5 protein-coding genes are annotated in these 19,044 nt (G+C 71.1%); 2 read left to right on the forward strand and 3 right to left on the reverse strand.

Translation table 11 applies throughout. The features are described 5' to 3' along the window. Positions 1-146 precede the first annotated feature (146 nt). Complete coding sequence (locus tag DMP23_RS08325) at positions 147-1,415, forward strand: HNH endonuclease signature motif containing protein (protein ID WP_337820676.1); 1,269 nt, start codon at positions 147-149, stop codon at positions 1,413-1,415. 230 nt (positions 1,416-1,645) lie between these two features. Next, entirely contained in the window at positions 1,646-1,915 is a 270-nt protein-coding gene (locus tag DMP23_RS08330; protein WP_200864450.1) for a hypothetical protein, read from the forward strand. Positions 1,916-2,152: 237 nt separating this feature from the next. On the opposite strand, the gene DMP23_RS08335 is transcribed toward DMP23_RS08330, so the two are convergent. From DMP23_RS08335 to DMP23_RS08340, 3 genes are all read right to left on the reverse strand, one after another. Next, positions 2,153-2,371 (reverse strand): TetR family transcriptional regulator C-terminal domain-containing protein, encoded by a 219-nt coding sequence (locus tag DMP23_RS08335; RefSeq protein WP_337820677.1) that lies wholly within the window; start codon positions 2,369-2,371, stop codon positions 2,153-2,155. Beyond that, positions 2,323-2,784 (reverse strand): TetR family transcriptional regulator C-terminal domain-containing protein, encoded by a 462-nt coding sequence (locus DMP23_RS48000; protein ID WP_443111252.1) that lies wholly within the window; start codon positions 2,782-2,784, stop codon positions 2,323-2,325. The genes DMP23_RS08335 and DMP23_RS48000 overlap by 49 nt, the downstream gene beginning before the upstream one ends. Before the next feature lie 398 nt (positions 2,785-3,182). Then, a complete protein-coding gene (locus tag DMP23_RS08340) occupies positions 3,183-18,950 on the reverse strand; it encodes a type I polyketide synthase (protein WP_337820678.1) in 15,768 nt (5,255 codons plus the stop codon). Between the last annotated feature and the right edge of the window lie 94 nt (positions 18,951-19,044).

Consider the following 19,044-nt stretch of genomic DNA (forward strand, 5'->3'; position numbering starts at 1 on the left):
CCTTCACCTGGAGGCGAGTGGCAGATTTCCGCTGCAGGGACCGGGCTTTGGCTCCGGAAAGTGATCTTGTACGCGCTGTGTCGACAGTACGGGTTGACCACTTCGAGCGATAGCGTAGTCGAACGCGCGTTCGATTGAATTGTGGGGTGAGCACGACTTCGACGCTCCCCGCCTGGCAATTGTCAGACCGGGACCTGACCACCAGACTCCTGACCACCCAACGACAGCAGAACGTCGCCTACGCCGCGCAACTGGAGACCATCCGGGAACTGCACTCGCGCGGTGCCCTGCCCGAGGGCTACACCTCGACGTCGTCGTACCTGGCGACGATCCTGCACGTAACCCCGCGCGAGGCGCGTTCCCGGCTCGCCCAAGCCACCGGCACGCTCCCGCTGACCTGGAAAGCCCTGTCCGCGGGTGAAATCACCGCCCAGCACGCCGCGGTCATCGCCGAATTCCTCGCCGCCGCCCCGAGGTGGCTGACCCCCGAGGACTACACCGTCGCCGAAGACACCCTGGTGACCCTCGCGACCCAGGCCAACCCCAGCATCGTCCGCCGCGCCGCGACCCGGCTGAAGATCTACTGGGACAGCGATCCCGCCTCCCCTGACGTGGACCACGGCCTGGACCCGGACTCGGTTCCCGACTCGGACTCGCGGCCCGAAGAAGCCGCCCGCCCCTGGCGGGAATTCCGCTGGCAGTGGACCCAGAGCGGCCGTTTCCGCTTCAGCGGCAACGTAGACCACGAAACCGGCACCCTGATCGAACAACTGCTGGTCCCCCTGGCCGCACCGGACCCCGCGACCGCACCCGACACCCCCGACCCCCGCACCCCGGCCGAACGCCACGGCGACGCCCTCGCCGCGATCGTCGACCTGGCCGCGCGCACCCCCGACCTGCCTGCCAAGGCCGGCGAACGAGCGGTCGCAACGGTGACGGTCGACTTGGAAACCCTGCAGGGCACGGCGAAAACGGTCGTGACAGGAGACGAATCCGTCCTGTCCGCCGCCGACCTGCGCCGAATCCTGTGCGACGCCAAGGTCTACCCCGCGGTCCTGGGCACCGAAGGCCAGGTCCTGGACCTGGGCCGCTCCGCCCGCACCGCCACGAACGCCCAGCGCCGAGCCCTGGCAATCCGCGACCGCGGCTGCACCTTCCCCGGCTGCGACCGCGGTCCAAAGTGGACCACCCCGCACCACATCGTCCACTGGGCCCACGGCGGCCCCACCGACCTGGACAACCTGGCCTCGTGCTGCGAACGCCACCACCGCCTCCTCCACCACAGCGGCTGGAAAATCGCCCTCCACGACGGCACCGTCCACTGGATCCCGCCGACCCTCCTCGATCCGGAGCAGAAACCGCTCCGCAATACCGCCCACAACCCGCCGCCCACCCCCTTGCGAGCAACGGCATGAGCCCGCGCGCGAGGCTATGAAGCCACCATTCCCACCCGCCCACCAAGGCCCGGGTGCCCCTGACGCGCCCGCACACCACAACCCTGATCCGCTGACAACCAGTGATCTACCGGGGATAAGGGTGGGTAAACCCCAGGGAAGCTTCAGGAGCACACCCCATGGTCCCGGCGGCCCCCTTCCGAGAAACTAGGTACATCAAGGAAACACCCCCTCTCAACCAGGAGGCCATCATGATGGCAATCACCACCGCCCCCGGCGTCACCCAGCGCATGCTCTCCAACGGCCACCTGGAGCTCACCTGCCGCACCTCCCACCGCCACATCGAGTGCGAGCCGGTAGCCGCCGCGATGTGGATCGCCCTGAAACAGCACAACGGCGACGTCGACCGGGCAGCAAGCACCCTCTCCGCCCTGTGGCACACGAACGAAGACGACACCCGCTACGACCTGATCGCCCTGGCCGGCTCCCTGTGCTCCCTGGGCATGGCCACCGAGTCGTAACCGGCGAGGCCTGAACCGGCCCGTGACACCCGCGGACCGATCCCGCACCAGCACTCCCCTGCCTGGGCCGACATCCGCACCCCAGCCCTCCGACCGAACCAAACCCTCGGCCGCTTTGCACAACGCACCACGCGACGCACTCGACCGAAGCACCCCAGCACGCCCCGGCACCGGGAAACCCCGGACTAGCCCGACAGCTGGAACGCGGTCACATCCCCGAAGCGAACGGCCAGCCAGTCAGGACTGGTCGAGAGCCCGTTCAATCACACGGCGCGCCCGGCCCGCAGCCGCCCGGTCGTGCTGGAGCTGCATGGCAGCGTTCAACGCCAGCCCGGCGCCGACCATCTCGAGCAGCGCCTCATCGACATCGAACCCGCCCGGCAGCCCACCGCTCGCCACCGCCGCGATCAAGTCGGCGCGCAGCTGTTCCCGCCAGCGCGACCACACCTCGGCCACCGCATCGCGGGCCCGCGGCCGGGACGGCCGCCGTACTCGGTGAGCGCCGCAGTCATCAGGCAGCCACCGGGAAGCAGCGGTTCTTCCAGATAGGCCGCCGAGTTGGTGCAGACCGCACGCAGCCGTTCCCCGTCACCGCGCTCCCCACGATCGACGGATTGGGCGACCCGCAGCTGAACCGGGCAGTCGAAGCCGACGGACAACGCGTTTTCCACGGCGGCGACACGATGTTCCACGGTTTCTGGTGGCTCATCGCACGCCGGTTCAGCCCATTCGACGCGGCGTTCCTGCCCGCCAACGACGCGGTGGTCGACGCGCTGCACCTCCAGCCGCCGAGCCCGCTGCCCGCCGCGATGGACCCAAGGCAGGCCGCTGCGGAAATCCTCGACGCCCAGTATGCGGTCCCAATGCATTACGAGCGGAGCAGACGGACAAGTCGCGGGCTACGTCGAGGTTTCCGACCCGTAGAACGAGTTCCGCACGTACGCCGGACGACGTCCACACGTGTTGCCCGTCGGAGAATGGCTGGATCCGGCGCACGCTCGCTGATGCCGAAGAACTCCGGCTCGGAATCGAGCGCCGCGCAAAGGAAACCGCCTTCGTTCGAGTGGGCCAGGCAGGGCGAGCCAGGTCGGGCCAGACCAGGCGAGTCGCACCCCGCCAGGAACGCCAGCAGCCCGCGCCGATCATCGCGATCGACACGGGCTGCCAGACACCCAGCACTAACTGCCCACACAGAACCGTTAGCTATCCGCCCCAACCAGCCACCGCAAGGCGACAACCGGTCCAACCAAAGAAGCACACCTACCGATCACTGAGACTCACCCGACTCCTCAGCACCACCCATCGCAGACCGGACCAGATCGGCCAGATCCATCGAAGCAACCGCAGCCGCCGCCTCATCAGTACCGTTCAGTTCTTCGACGACCTCCTCCGCAGCAGCAGGTGCCAGCTCCTCCAACAGATGCCGAGCCAGCGGCAACGGACTCGGGTAGTCGAAGATCAACGTCGCAGGCAGCCGCAGACCAGTCGCGGCACCGAGCCGGTTGCGGAGCTCCAGCGCGGCTAGCGAATCGATGCCCAAGTCGGTGAAGCCCTTCTCAACCCCGACCGCTGAAGCGTCGTCATACCCGAGAACCGCCGCCGTGTGTTCGCGCACCAACTCCAGCGCCGCCGAGTCTCGCTCGTCCGTTGGGAGCGTGGCGAGCTTGTCAGCGAACCCGGCCTCCGGCTGTGCCGACACCGACGACGCAACCGCTGCCCGCCGCGGGGCGGCAGTGGCGAGGCCCTTCAGCAGGGCCGACGCGCGGTCCGCGTCCTTGAGGTCGAGCTTCACCGGCACCAATGCCGCCGACGAAGCAGCCAAGGCGGCATCGAACAGTTCCAGCCCCTCAGCCGCCGACAGTTCCGCGACCCCGGACCGGGCGATGTGTGCCAGGTCCACTTCGCCGTCGGTGCCTTCCCACGGGCCCCACGCGAGCGACGTCGCCGGGAGGCCGAGGGAAGACCGGTGCTCGGCCAGCGCGTCCAGGAACACGTTGCCCGCCGCGTAGTTCGCCTGTCCGGCAGCGAGCAGCAGACCGCCCGCTGAGGAGTACAGGACGAACGCCGCCAGGTCCCGAGTTGCCGTCAGCTCGTGCAGGTTCCAGGCCGCGTCGACCTTGGGCCGCAACACGTTCTCGACCTGTTCCGGCGTCAAGGCACTCAGCACCGCGCTGTCCATCTGCCCGGCCGCGTGCACCACGGCGGTCAGCCGCGGCAGCGTGTCGAGCAGCTTCGCCAGTGCGTCCCGGTCAGTGACGTCGCACGCGGCGACCGTCACCTTCGCGCCCTCGCCGGCCAGTTCGTCGACCAGTTCCCGCGCACCCGCCGCGTCGAGACCGCGGCGGCTGGTCAGGACCAGGTCACGGGCACCGCGTGCGACCAGGTGCCGGGCCAGCAGTCCGCCGAGCAGGCCCGCGCCGCCGGTGATCAGCACCGTGCCGTTCGGGTCCCATTCGACTGGCTCGCCAACCTCAGTGACCCGGGTCAGCCGCGGCACACGCACCTCGCCGTTCCGCAACCGGGCTTCGGGTTCGCCGGAGGCCACGACCGCGGGCAGCGCCCGGGCCGACGCAGGCGAAGCGTCGAGGTCCACGATCTGGATCCGGCCCGGGTTTTCCGCCTGCGCGGCCCGCACCAAGCCCCAGACCGGAGCCTGCACCAGCTCGTCGCGAGTGACCACGACCAGCTTGCCGTCCCCGATCGACAGCCAGTTCTGCAAGTGCCGCAACGTGTCCTGCACGATCTGGTGCACCTGCGCCGGAACAGAACCGGTACCGGAGCCGACCGGCAGCACCAGCACCTCCGCGTCGACCGGCTCGGCCTTCAGCGGCACGCCCAGGCCGAGATCGTCGGTGCCGAGCACAGCCCAGCCGTCCAGCGAGGGCACCAGCCGCACGCCCGAAGCGGGCTGCCATTCGATCCGGTACAGCGAGTCCGGCACCTTCGTGCCGAGCTGGCCTTCCGACACCGGCCGCGTGACCAGCGAAACGATCTGCGCGACCGGAGCACCAGCGGCGTCAGCCAGGTCGAGCGACGAACCGCTCTCGGTCTTCCGTACCCGTACCCGCAGCGCGGTCGCGCCGCTGGCCTGCAGCGACACCGAGTTCCACGCGAACGGGATCGTCGTCTCGGTCAACGCCTTCGGACCGCCCGGGATCAGGAAGTCCGTCGCGCCGAGCGCCGAGTCGAGCAGGCCCGGGTGGAGGCCGAAGTCGTTCGCCACGGTGCCTTCCGCCAGCGCGACCTCGGCATACACCTCGCCTTCGCGCAGCCAGATCGCCCGCAGGTTGCGGAACGTCGGCCCGTAACCGAAGCCGAGGTCGGCCAGGTCGTCGTACAACCCGGTCAGGTCAACCGATTCGGCACCGGACGGCGGCCACTCGCTCAGCGAGAATTCCGCAGCCACGCCATTGGCCAGCGTGCCCGCCGCGTGCTGAACCCAGCCCGCCTCGGTCCGCGAGTGCACCGACAGCTCCCGGCGACCGCTGCCGTCCGGCGCGCTGATGACCACGCGCAGGTCGACCCCGTCCTCAGGCAGCAGCAACGGTGCCTGCTGCGTCAGCTCCTCCAGCAGGTCGCAACCGACCTGGTCGCCGGCGTGCATCGCCAGCTCGACGTACGCGGTGCCGGGCAGCATCGTCCGCCCCATCACCACGTGGTCGGCGAGCCACGGCTGCGTCGCGACCGACAGCCGTCCGGTCAGCACCGCGCCGCCGTCGGGCAGTTCCACCAGCGCACCCAGCAGGGGGTGTCCGGCGGACTGGGCGCCCAAAGTGGTGACGTCGCCGGTCGGCTTAGTCGCGTCGAGCCAGTACGACTTGTTCTGGAACGCGTAGGTCGGCAAGTCCACAGTGGACGCACCCTGGCCGGCGAACAGCGCCTTCCAGTCGATCTTCGCGCCCCGGGAGAACAGCGTGGCCAGCGCGGTGAACACGGTCGGCACCTCGGCCCGCCCGCGGCGCATCGCGGGCACCTGGACGACCCGGTCCGGCCGGTCGGCGACCGCGGTGTCGCATTCGCGGGCCATTCCGGTGAGCACCGCGTCCGGACCCAGCTCCACGAACCGGGTCACGCCCGAGGCGAGCAACGTGCTGACCCCGTCGGCGAACCGAACGGCCTCCCGCACATGGCCCACCCAGTACTGCGGCGAGCACAACTCGGCGGCGGTCGCGATCTTGCCGGTCACGTTCGACACCACCGGGATCGACGGCGCGGAGTAAGTGAGCTTCTCCGCCACCACCGAGAACTCGGCCAGCATCGGCTCCATCAGCGACGAGTGGAACGCGTGCGACACGACCAGCTGCTTCGTCCGGCGACCAGCGTCGGAGAAGGTCGCCATGGCGGCAAGCACGTCCGCTTCCGGACCCGAGATGACCACCGACCGCGGCCCGTTCACCGCCGCGATGTCGACCCCGTCAGGCAGCGAAGCGCGCACCTCGTCCTCGGTGGCCGCGATCGCCGCCATCGTGCCGCCGGCCGGCAGCGCCTGCATGAGCCGGCCGCGAGCAGCGACCAGCGAGCAAGCATCGGCCAGCGAGAACACTCCGGAGACGTGTGCCGCGGCGAGTTCGCCGATCGAGTGCCCGGCGACGTAATCCGGCGTCACACCCCAGGACTCGACCAGCCGGTACAGCGCGACCTCGATCGCGAACAGCGCGCATTGCGTGTACGCGGTCTGGTTGAGCAGCGGCGAGTCTTCCCAGATCACCTGCTTGAGCGGGGTTTCCAGCTCGGCGTCGAAGAGTCCGCAGATCTCGTCGAACGCTCCGGCGAAGGCCGGGAACGCCTCGTACAGCCCGCGTCCCATGCCCGGCTGTTGCGCACCCTGTCCGGTGAACAGGAACGCCGTCAGGTCGGCCGCGCTGACCGTTCCGGCCACGGTGCCCGCCGGGGTGCGGCCGTCGGCCAGTCCGTCGAGCGCCTTCAGGGCCGCTTCACGGTCGGCCGCCAGGACCACCGCGCGGTGGTCGAGCGCGGCGCGACCGGTGGCCAGCGAGTAGCCGATGTCGGTCAGGCTGACGTCCGGGTTGGCCCGCAGGTGCGCGGCCAGCCGGGCGGCCTGGTCGGCGAGCGCCGACGCGACTGAACCGGCCAGCGGCAACGGGATCGCCGGAAGTTCCGGTGCGGTGCGCCGGGTTTCGGCGGCCGGAGCGGGCGGCGCCTCCTCGATGATGATGTGCGCGTTGGTGCCGCTGATACCGAACGACGAGACGCCGGCGCGACGCGGGTGACCGTTGCGCACCCACGGCCGCGGTTCGGTGAGCAGCTCGATGTTGCCCGTGGTCCAGTCGACGACCGGCGACGGCGCGTCGACGTGCATCGTCTTCGGCAACATGTTGTGCCGCAACGCCTGCACGACCTTCATCACGCCAGCCGCACCACCGGACGCTTGCGCGTGTCCGATGTTCGACTTCACCGAACCCAGGTACAGCGGCCGGTCGCGGTCCTGGCCGTAGGTGGCCAGGAGCGCCTGCGCCTCGATCGGGTCGCCCAGCTTCGTGCCCGAACCGTGCGCCTCGACAGCGTCCACATCGGACGGCTGCAGGCCACCGGCGGCGAGGGCCGCGTGGATCACGCGTTCCTGCGACGGGCCGTTCGGAGCGGTCAGGCCGTTGGACGCACCGTCCTGGTTGACCGCGCTGGAGCGGACCACCGCGAGCACCTCGTGGCCGTTGCGCTGTGCGTCGGACAGCCGCTCCAGCAGGAGCAGACCCGCGCCCTCAGCCCAGCCGACACCGTCGGAAGCCGCGGAGAACGACTTCGACCGTCCGTTGGGCGAGAGCACGCCCTGGCGACTGGAGTCGACAAACAGATCCGACTGCGACAGCACCGTGACACCGCCGGCGAGCGCCAGTCCGCACTCCCCCGCCCGCAGCGCCTGCACCGCGAGGTGCAGCGTGACCAGCGAGGACGAGCACGCGGTGTCGACAGTCATGCTCGGGCCCTCGAGGCCGAGCAGGTAGGAGATGCGGCCCGAGACGACCGCACCGGAGCTGCCGTTCGGGATGTAGGCGGCGACGTCGGCCGGAGCGCCCGGGGCGCGGCTGCCGTAGTCGTCGTACATCGCGCCGGTGAAGACGCCGGTCAGGCTGCCGCGCAGCACGGTCGGGTCGATCCCGGCGCGCTCGATGGCCTCCCACGCGGTTTCCAGCAGGAGCCGCTGCTGCGGGTCCATCGCCATCGCCTCGCGCGGTCCGATGCCGAAGAACGCCGGGTCGAACTCCGCCGCGTCGTGCAGGAAGCCGCCCTGGTTGGCATAGGTCTTGCCGCGTTTGCCGCGTTCCGGGTCGTAGATGCCTTCGATGTCCCAGCCGCGGTTGGTCGGGAAGCCGGAGACCGCGTCGACCTCGTCGACCAGCAGCTGCCACAGGTCCTCCGGCGACCGGACGCCGCCGGGGTAGCGGCAGGCCATGCCGACGATCGCGATCGGTTCCTGCATCGACGCGTTCGTCCGGGCCGTCGGCGCCGGGGTCTTCGCGACCGCGCCGAGGAGCTTGCCCTTGACGAAGTCCGCGACGGCCTTGGCGGTCGGGTGGTCGAAGATCAGCGTCGCGGGCAGCGTGAGGCCGGTCGCGGTGCCGAGCAAGTTGCGGAGTTCGACCGCGGCGAGCGAGTCGAAGCCCAGCTCCTTGAACGCCCGTGTTCCGTCCACTTCGGACTTGTCCGCGTAGCCGAGCACGGTGGCCACCTGCGTGCGGACGAGGTCGAGCAGCACCCGGTCCCGTTCGCTTTCGACCAGCGCGGCCAGTTCGTCGGCGAGCGGGTTGTCCGCCGCCTTGGCCGCCTTCGCCACGCGACGCGCCTTCGGCGGCACGAAACCACGCAGCAGCGCGGGCAGTTCGTCGGTGCGCGCCCGCAGTGCCGGGACGTCCACGCGAAGCGGCGCGATGACCGCGTCTTCGGTGGCCACGGCGGCGTCGAACAGGGCGAGCCCCTGCTCGGCGGTCACCGCGGGCAGGCCGAGGCGGGCCATCCGGGCGAGGTCGGCTTCGGCGAGGTCGCCGCCGAGTCCGGTGTTCTCCGCCCACAAGCCCCAGGCCAGCGCGGTGGCCGGAAGCCCGGCCGCGCGCCGGTGTTCGGCGAGCCCGTCGAGGAACGCGTTGGCCGCCGCGTAGTTCGCCTGCCCGGCCGGCAGCACCTGGCCGCCTGCCGAGGAGAACATGACGAACGCGGACAGTTGCCGGTCGGCGGTCAGCTCGTGCAGGTGCCAGGCCGCGTCGACCTTCGGCCGCAGCACCGCGGCAAGCTGCTCCGCGGTGAGCGAGTCGAAGACGCCGCTGTCGGCGGTACCGGCGGCGTGCACCACCGCGCCGAGGTCCGGCAGGCCGTTGATCAGCTGCTCGACCGCCTCGCGGTCAGCAACGTCGCAGGCCGCCACCTGGACGGTCGCACCCAGGTCGGTCAGCTCTTCGGCCAGCTGCGCGGCACCCGGTGCGTCAAGCCCGCGACGGCTGGTGAGCACCAGGCTCTGCACCCCGTGCTCGGCCACCAGGTAGCGCGCCAGCAGGCTGCCGAGACCGCCGGTGCCACCGGTGATCAGGACGGTGCCGTCCCACGCCGTGGTGCCGGTCGATTCGGTGCGGGTGTAGCGCGGAGCGAGCACCGAGCCAGCGCGAATCGCCGACTCCGGCTCACCCGAGGCGACCACCGCGGCGATCGTCTCGACCTTCGTCTCCGCGTCCGCGTCGATCAGGAACACGCGTCCGGGGTGCTCGGCTTGCGCCGCCCGGGTGAGGCCCCACAGCAGCCCCTGGGTGACGTCCACAGTGGACTCACCCGCCGAGACCGCCGACTGCGTGATGACGGCGAGCTTCGTGTCGGTCAGCCGCGCTTCGGCCAGCCACGCCTGAATCTCGGCGAGCAGCCAGGTCGCGTTGGCCCGGGCCGCTTCCGGCACCGCACCCTCCGCGGCAGGCACCGAGAGCGTCACGAGACCGGGCACCGGCTCGCCGCGGTCCACCGCTCCGAGCAGGTCCGCGAACCCGCTGTAAGTAGCAGCCACGCCGACTCGGCCACGGCCGATCGCGACGACGTCGCCCGGCTCCGCGGCCGGGACCGGCACGGACTGCCAGCCGATCTTGAGCAGCGAACCGTCCATGGTCTCCGCCTGCGCGGCCAGTTCAGTCCGCACCGGCCGCGAGACGAGCGATTCCACCGAAGCGACCGGGTTGCCTTCGCCGTCCGCGACCTCGATCGAGGACAGTTCGTCGCCGTCCAGCCGCACGATCCGCACCCGCAGCACCGAAGCGCCGACCGCGTGCAGCGTGACGCCGTTCCAGACGAACGGAAGCAGCGTCGAACCGCTCGGGTCGCCGAGCAGGTCGGCGTGCATCGCGGTGTCGAGCAGCGCCGGGTGCAGGCCGTAGGAACCCGCCGTGGACGCGGCCGGTTCCGGCAGCGTGACCTCGGCGAACACCTCGTTGCCCCGTCGCCACGCGGCGGTGAGCCCCTGGAACGCCGGGCCGTAGCCGTAACCGCGCTCGTTGAGCCGCTCGTACGCGCCCTCGACCGGGATCGGAGTCGCGCCCGCCGGCGGCCATTCGGTGAGGCCAGCGGGTTCCGGCCGGGCAGTCGCGGACAGCGTGCCCAGCGCGTGCTGGGTCCAGTCGCCGTCCGATTCGACCGGGCGGGAGAACACGGTGACCGGGCGGCGGTCGCCGTTCGCGGGGCCGACCACGACCTGCAGCGCGACCGCGCCGTCCGGAGACAGGATGAGCGGCGCTTGCAGCGTCAGCTCCTCCACCGTCGGGTGGCCCACCTGGTCGCCGGCGGCGACCGCGAGCTCGACGAATCCGGTGCCGGGCACCAGGATCGCGCCCTTCACCACGTGGTCGGCAACCCATGGCACCGACGAGGCGGACAACCGTCCAGTGAGGACAGTGGTGTCCGAACCGGACAGTGCCACGACGGCACCCAGCATCGGGTGCGCCAGCGGCTGCTGACCGACCGAAGTGACATCGCCGGACGGTGTCGCGTCGAGCCAGTAACGCTTGTGCTGGAAGGCATACGTCGGCAGGTCGAGCCGGACCGGGCCGTCGCCCAGCAGCGGGCCGAGCTTCACCGCGCCGCGGATATGCAGGCGACCGGCCGCGGTGAGCGCGGTGCGCACCTCGTCCTGGTCGCGCCGTCCAAACGGGACAAACTCCGCGTCGACGCTCTGCTGGCCGAGCGCGGACAGCACGCTGTCCGGCCCGATCTCCAGGAACGTCTGGACGCCGCTCTCCGCCAGAGTCGTCACCGCAGCACCGAATCGGACCGTCTCGCGGACATGGTTGACCCAGTACTCCGGCGAACGCAGCTCGTCGTCGGTGGCGAGTTTCCCGGTGACCGTCGAGACAATCGGGATCTTCGGTGCCTCGTAGGCCAGCCCGGCGGTGATCTCGCGGAACTCGTCGAGCATCGGCGTCATCAACGGCGAGTGGAATGCGTGACTCACGCGCAACCGTCGCGTTTGGACATCGCCAGCGGCTCGCTCGATCTCGGCGACCACGTCCGCGTCGCCCGAGACGACCACGGCGGCCGGACCATTCACCGCTGCGATGCTGACCTCGTCCTCGTGGCCGCGCAGCAGTTCCCGGACCGCCTCTTCGGTCGCGGCGAGCGAGACCATCGCACCGCGACGGTCGTTTAGCGCACCCATCAACCGGCCGCGCGCGGCGACCAGTTTTGCCGCGTCCGCAAGGGAAAGCACGCCCGAGACGTGGGCCGCGGCCAGCTCGCCGATCGAGTGCCCGGCGAGCGCGTCGGGCCGGAAGCCCCACGATTCGGCGAGCCGGAACAGCGCGACCTCGACCGCGAACAGCCCGGTCTGGGTGTACTGCGTCTGGTCCAGCAGGCCGCGGTCAGCGAGCTCGGTGGTGCCGAACACGACGTCCCGCAGCGGCACGTCGACCAGCGGATCGATCGCCGCGCACACCGCGTCGAAGGCGGTCGCGAAGGCCGGATACGCGTCGTAAAGCTCGCGTCCCATGCCGACTCGCTGCGCGCCCTGTCCGGAGAACAGGAAGGCGAGCTTTCCGTCCACGACCTGACCGGTCGGCGCGTCTCCGCCGGCCAGCGCGTCGAGCCCGTCGGCGAGTTCTCCCGCGGTCTCGGCGACCACCACCGCGCGGTGTTCGAGCGAGGCACGCGTCGCCGCCAGCGAACGCGCGATCTCCGCGACGGAAACGCCTTCAGCCAGCCAAGAACGCAGCCGCGCCGCCTGCCCGCGCACCGCGGCGGCGGACCGGCCGGACAGCGCGACCGGAACGATCGTCTGCGTCTCCGAAGGCCGCTCGACGGGAATCGCCGGTGCCTGCTCCAGGATGACGTGTGCGTTCGTACCGCTGATGCCGAACGAGGACACCGCGGCGCGGCGCGGCCGGTCAACGTCCCACTCGCGCGACTCGGTCAGCAGCCGGACCGCGCCGGTCTCCCAATCGACCACAGTGGACGGACGGTCGACGTGCAGCGTCTGCGGCAACTGGCCGTGCTGCATCGCCATGACCATCTTGATGATGCCCGCGACACCTGCCGCGGCCTGCGTGTGGCCGATGTTGGACTTGATCGACCCCAGCCACAGCGGCTGGTCCTCGGAACGGTCCTGCCCGTAGGTGGCCAGCAGTGCCTGGGCCTCGATCGGGTCGCCCAGTGTGGTGCCGGTGCCGTGGCCCTCGACAGCGTCCACTTCGGACGGCTGCAGCCCAGCGTCAGCCAGCGCCTTGGCGATCACCCGCTGCTGCGAAGGACCGTTCGGCGCGGTAAGGCCGTTCGACGCGCCGTCGTGGTTCACCGCGGAGCCGCGCAGAACCGCGAGCACCGGGTGCCCGTTGCGACGTGCGTCAGACAGCCGCTCGACGAGCAGCATGCCCGCGCCTTCGCCCCAGCCGGTGCCGTCCGCCGCTTCGGCGAACGCCTTGCACCGGCCGTCGGCGGAAAGCCCGCGCTGACGGCTGAAGTCGATGAAAGTGTCCGGAGTGGACATCACGGTGACACCGCCGGCCAGCGCCAGCGTGCACTCGCCGCGACGCAGCGCCTGCACCGCCCAGTGCAGCGCGACCAGCGACGACGAGCACGCGGTGTCGACGGTGACCGTCGGGCCTTCCAGCCCCAGCGCGTACGACACGCGACCGGACACGACGCTGGCGAGGCTGCCGTTGCCGAGGTAGCCCGCGATATCGTCGGAAACCGTGCCGAGGCGGGTGCCCCAGTCGTGGTACATCACGCCGGCGAACACACCGGTCGCGCTGCCGCGCAGGCCGACCGGGTCGATTCCGGCGCGTTCGAAGGCTTCCCAGGACACCTCGAGCAGCAGCCGCTGCTGCGGGTCCATCGCAGCCGCCTCGCGCGGGCTGATCTCGAAGAAGTCCGCGTCGAACTCGGCCGCGTCGTGCAGGAAGGCGCCGTGCTTGACGTAGGAGTGGCCGGGCTTGCCAGGCTCCGGGTCGTACAGCGAGTCGACGTTCCAGCCGCGGTCGACCGGGAAGCCGGACAGCGCCTCCTCGCCCTCGGACACGAGCCGCCACAGGTCTTCCGGCGTCTCGACGCCGCCCGGGTAGCGGCAGGCGATGCCGACGATGGCGATCGGTTCCTCCGGGTCCACCGTGGTCACCGGAGCGATCGTGCGAGTCGGAGCCAGCCCGGCGAGCCGCGACGCCAGGTACTCGGCGAGCGCGCGCGGCGTCGGGTAGTCGAACACCAGCGTCGCGGGCAGCCGCATGCCGGTGACCGAGTCGAGGATGTTGCGCAGTTCCACCGCGGCCAGCGAGTCGAAGCCGATCTCGCCGAACGGGCGGGCCGGGCTGATCGCGTCCGCGCTGTCGTGGCCGAGAACGGCCGCGACGTGCGTGCGGACCAGGTCGAGCAGCGCGCGGTCGCGGTCGGCCTCGGCGAGGTGCGCGAACCGCTCGGCGAACTGCTGCTCGGGTGTCACTTCCCCGCTGGCGACCGCGATCCGGCGGCGGCCGGCGGGCACGAGCCCGCGCAGCACGGCCGGAACGTCCTCGCCACGCGACCGCAGGGCAGCGCGGTCAACGCGGGTCGGGACCACCGTCGGAACACCGGTGCCGAGCGCAGCGTCAAGCGCAGCAAGGCTTTCCGACACGGTCAGCGGAGCCAGCCCCAGCCGCGCGATGCGGTTGCGGTCCACTTCGGACAGTGTCGAGCCCATGCCGATCGCCTGACCGGCGTCGGGGGCCCACAGCCCCCAGGCCAGCGACGTCGCGGGCAGACCGGCGGCGTGCCGGTGCTCGGCCAGCGCGTCGAGGAAGGTGTTGCCAGCGGCGTAGTTCGCTTGTCCGGCACCGTCGGCGAGCCCCGCCGAGGAGGAGAACAGGACGAAGGCCGACAGGTCCAGCTCCGCGGTCAGCTCGTGCAGCGCCCACGCCGCGTCGAGCTTCGGGGCCAGCACCGCGTCGAGCTGCTCGGCGGTCAGCGAGCCGATCATCGCGTTGTCGAGCACGCCAGCGGTGTGCACGACGGCCGACAGCGGGTGCTCGGCCTTCTTGATCGCCGCCGACAGCGAACGCTTCTTGCTGACGTCCGAGGCGACCACCTTCGCGGTCGCACCCAGCTCGGCCAGCTCTTCGACCAGCTCAGCCGCGCCCGGCGCGTCAATCCCGCGACGGCTGAGCAGCAGCAGGCTGCGGACGCCGTGCTTCGTGACGAGGTGTTTCGCGACCTGCGCACCGAGACCGCCGGTACCGCCGGTAATCAGCACGGTGCCGTCCGAACGCCAGGTCGGCTCGCCGGCCTCAGCCACGAGCCGGACCATCCGACCGGCCGAGACCGTGTCGCTGTCGATGCGCAGTTCCGGCTCGCCAGAGCCGAGCGCGGTGGCCAGGGTCGCCGCCGTGGCCGTGCCCTCGACCAGGACCACGCGACCGGGGTGCTCAGCCTGCGCCGAACGCACCAGCCCGCGGACGGCGGAGTCGGCCAGCGAGCCGCGCGTCAGCACGACCAAGCGCGCACCGGCGTAGCGGTCGCCTTCCAGCCACTGCTGCAGCACAGTCCGGACGCGGTGCGCGGTCTGCTTGGCAGCGGCGGCGATGTTGTTGCCCGGCACCGAAACCGGCAGCAGCACGACGTCGGGAACCTCGACCAGCGACACCAGCGAGTCGACCACCGGAACGTCGAAACCGCTGATCGAACCCAGCGAAGCCAGCGACGGCAGCTCGGCCGCACCGGTGACCGGGGTCCATTCGACGGTGTACAGGAGGTCGCGCGCCTGGGTGCCGAGGTCGGCCTCGCGGACCGGCCGCGAGCGGAACGACTCGACGGACAGCACCGGCGTACCGGCCACGTCCGTCACGTCGATCGAGACGCCGCCGGTGGCCGGGGACGTGATCCGCACCCGGACCTCGGTCGCGCCCGAAGCGTGCAGCCGCACGCCGGTCCACGCGAACGGCAGCCGGATCTCGTCCGGCTCGCGCGCCTCGCCCGGGGCGAAGTCGGTGGCGTGCAGAACCGCGTCGAGCAGCGCCGGGTGGACGCCGAACGCCGCGTCGCGCCCAGTCGCGGGCAGCGCGACCTCGGCGAACACGACGTCGTCGCGCTTCCACGCGGTGCGCAGGCCCTGGAACAGCGGGCCATAGCCGTAACCCTGCTCGGCCAGCTCGGTGTACAGCTCGTTCGTCGCGACCACTTCGGCACCGGCGGGCGGCCATTCGCTGCGCGGCGCGGGCTCGACCACCGGGCCGGCAGCGAGAACACCGACGGCGTGCCGGGTCCAGGCCGCGTCGGCGTCGTGGTCGGGACGGGAGTGGAACTCGATCGTGCGGCGGCCGTCGACGTCCGGGCCGACCAGCGTCTGCAGCGCGACGCCACCGGTCTCCGGCAGCGCGAGCGGGGCCTGCAGCGTCAGCTCGTCAACCACGCCGTAGCCGACCTGCGCGGCGGCGTGCAATGCCATCTCGACGAACGCGGTACCCGGCAGGACCGGGGTACCGGCGATCGCGTGGTCGGCCAGCCACGGGTGCGTCCGGAGTGCGACGCGACCGGTGAGGACCAGGCCGTCGTCGCCGGCCAAGCCGATCTCGGCGGCGAGCAGCGGGTGCCCGGAAGCCAGCTGGCCGAGGTCGGCCGCGTCGCCGTGGCCGGTCGGCGCGGTGAGCCAGTAGTGCTTGTGCTGGAAGGCATACGTCGGCAAGTCGACAATCTGCGCCTCGCCGAAGTACGCGGTCCAGTCGATCGCCACGCCCCGGGTGTGCAGGCGGCCGAGCGCGGTCGCGAGGGTGGTGGCTTCGGGCCGGTCGCGGCGCTGCGCGGGAGTGAACGCGATGGCGTCGCTGGTGCCCGCGGCCATCGCGGACAGCACGGCGTCCGGACCGACCTCGATCGCGGTCGTCACGCCTGCGTCGACCAGGGCCTGAACGCCGTCGGCGAAGCGCACCGCGCGGCGGACGTGCCACAGCCAGTACCCCGGCGAGCAGAGTTCCTCGGCGGTCGCGATCCGGCCGGTCACGTTCGAGACGACCGGGATCGCCGGGGCCGCGTACTCGACCACCTCGAGGATCTCGCGGAACTCGGCCAGCATCGGCTCCATCAGCGGCGAGTGGAACGCGTGCGACACGCGCAGCTCGCTGATCTTGCGGCCCTGCATGCGGAACACCGACACGACGGCTTCCACGGCTTCGCGCTCGCCGGAGACGACGACCGACGTCGGACCGTTCACCGCGGCCAGGCTGACCTGGTCGCCCAGCAGCGGCTGGACCTCGTCCTCGGTCGCCGCGATGGCGACCATCGTGCCACCTTCCGGCAAGGCCTGCATGAGCCGTCCGCGAGCGGCCACGACCAGGCACGCGTCGGCGAGCGACCACACGCCCGCGATGTGCGCGGCGGCCAGTTCGCCGATCGAGTGGCCGAGCAGAATGTCCGGCCGCACGCCCCACGATTCGAGCAGCCGCGCCAGCGCGACCTCGACCGCGAACAGCGCGCATTGCGTGTACTGCGTCTCGTTCAGCTCCTCGGCGTTGTCGCCGAAGAGGACGTCGCGCAGCGGGGTTTCCATCTGCACGTCGAGGTGGTCGACGGCCTCGTCGAAGACCTCGGCGAACTTCGGGTACGCCAGGTACAGCTCACGCCCCATCGCGAGGCGCTGCGAACCCTGACCGGTGAACAGCATCGCGAGCTTGCCCGGAGTGCGTTCGCCGAGGACGACGTTCGGGTCCTGCTCCCCCGCCGCCAGCGCCTGCAGCCCGCGCACGGCGTCGGCGACGTTCTCCGCAACGACCACGGCGCGCTGGTCGTGCGCGGCGCGAGTGGTGGCGAGCGAGAAGCCGAGGTCAGTCAGATTGCTGGCTTCCACAGTGGACACCAGCGCCGCAGCCTGCGCCTTCAGCGCTTCCTCGCTGCGTGCCGAGACAACGAGCGGCACGACCGGCAGCTCATCGCTGGTGGTTTCCACGGTCTCGACGGCCGGAGCCTGCTCGATGATGACGTGCGCGTTGGTCCCGCTGACGCCGAACGACGAAACGCCAGCGCGGCGCGGACGTTCGCTCGCGGGCCATTCCCGCTGCTCGGTCAGCAGCTCGACGGAACCCGCGGTCCAGTCGACGTGCGGCGTCGGCTCGTCCACGTGCAGCGTCTTCGGCAGCACGCCGTGCCGCATCGCCTCGACCATCTTGATCACGCCAGCGACACCGGCCGCGGCCTGCGTGTGGCCGATGTTCGACTTGATCGACCCGAGCAGCAGCGGCGTCTCGCGGTCCTGACCGTAGGCGGACAGCAGCGCCTGCGCCTCGATCGGGTCGCCGAGCCGGGTACCGGTTCCGTGTGCCTCAACAGCGTCCACATCGGACGCTTCCAGACCAGCGTCAGCCAGCGCCCGCTTGATCACTCGCTGCTGCGACGGACCGTTCGGCGCGGTAAGGCCGTTCGACGCGCCATCGGAGTTGATCGCCGACCCGCGGACCACGGCGAGCACCGTGTGTCCATTCGCGACTGCGTCGGAAAGCCGTTCCAGCACCAGGACACCGACACCTTCGGCGAACCCAGTGCCGTCCGCGGCGGCCGCGAAAGCCTTGCACCGGCCGTCTTCCGCGAGACCACGCTGACGGCTGAAGGCCGTGAACGTGCCCGGCGCGCCCATCACCGCGACACCACCGGCCAGCGCGAGCTGAGTTTCCCCGCGCCGCAACGCCTGCACCGCCAAGTGCAGCGCGACCAGCGAACCGGAGCAAGCAGTGTCGACGGTCAACGTCGGCCCTTCCAGACCGAGCGCGTAAGCGACCCGACCGGAGACGACGCTGGGCGCGTTGCCGGTGAGCATGTAGCCGTCGAGACCGTCGGGAGCTTCGTGCAGCCGCGGTCCGTACTCCTGCGCCTCCGCGCCGATGTACACGCCCGCCGGGGTGCCGCGCAGCGCGGACGGGTCGATCTTGGCCCGCTCCAACGCTTCCCACGCGGTCTCCAGCACGAGCCGCTGCTGCGGGTCCATCGCGGACGCTTCGCGCGGCGCGATGCCGAAGAACCCGGCGTCGAAGTCCCCGGCGCCGGGCAGGAATCCGCCGGAGGTGACGTAGCTGCTGCCCGGCTTGTCGGGGTCCGGGTCATACAGGCTGTCGAGGTCCCAGCCGCGGTCGGTCGGGAAGCCGGAGATCGTGTGCACCTCGTCGGCGACCAGCTGCCACAACGCTTCCGGCGACACCGCGCCGCCCGGGTAGCGGCAGCCGATGCCGACGATGGCGACCGGTTCGTCGTCCGCCGCACCGCCGGCCAGCGCCGCGACGGACTCCTCCGCGCCGAACACCTCGGCGTGCAGGAACCGGGCGACCGCGGCCGGGGTCGGATAGTCGAAGGCCAGCGTCACCGGCAGTTCGAGCCCGGTCGCGTCGGTCAGCTGCGCGTGCAGCTCCACCGCCGCGAGCGAGTCGAAACCGTGGTCGGAGAACGCTTTCTCCGGGTCGAGGACGGCCGGAACCTCAGGCAGCGCGGCCTGCAGCGCCGCCCGCGTCGCGTCGTGGACCACGTCGGCGAGGAACCCCGCGCGGTCCGCCGGCGGCAGAAGCGTCAGCCGCTCCGCGAAGCCGGATTCCCGATTCTTGTCACTCTCACGCATTGCGCACTCCACCGCGGTAGCCAGGCAGCATTCATGGGTCGTCGATCGGATCGTAGGCCGGACTCGGGCCGCGCCGGATCCCCAGAAAACGTTG

It is taken from the genome of Amycolatopsis sp. A1MSW2902, from assembly GCF_017312175.1.
Classification (GTDB): Bacteria; Actinomycetota; Actinomycetes; order Mycobacteriales; family Pseudonocardiaceae; genus Amycolatopsis; species Amycolatopsis nivea.

Bases quoted from the DNA above. Each gene is read 5' to 3' on its own strand.
- DMP23_RS08330 (WP_200864450.1), top strand. From the start codon at position 1,646: ATGATGGCAATCACCACCGCCCCCGGCGTCACCCAGCGCATGCTCTCC.
- DMP23_RS08340 (WP_337820678.1), bottom strand. From the start codon at position 18,950: ATGCGTGAGAGTGACAAGAATCGGGAATCCGGCTTCGCGGAGCGGCTG.
- DMP23_RS48000 (WP_443111252.1), bottom strand. From the start codon at position 2,784: ATGCATTGGGACCGCATACTGGGCGTCGAGGATTTCCGCAGCGGCCTG.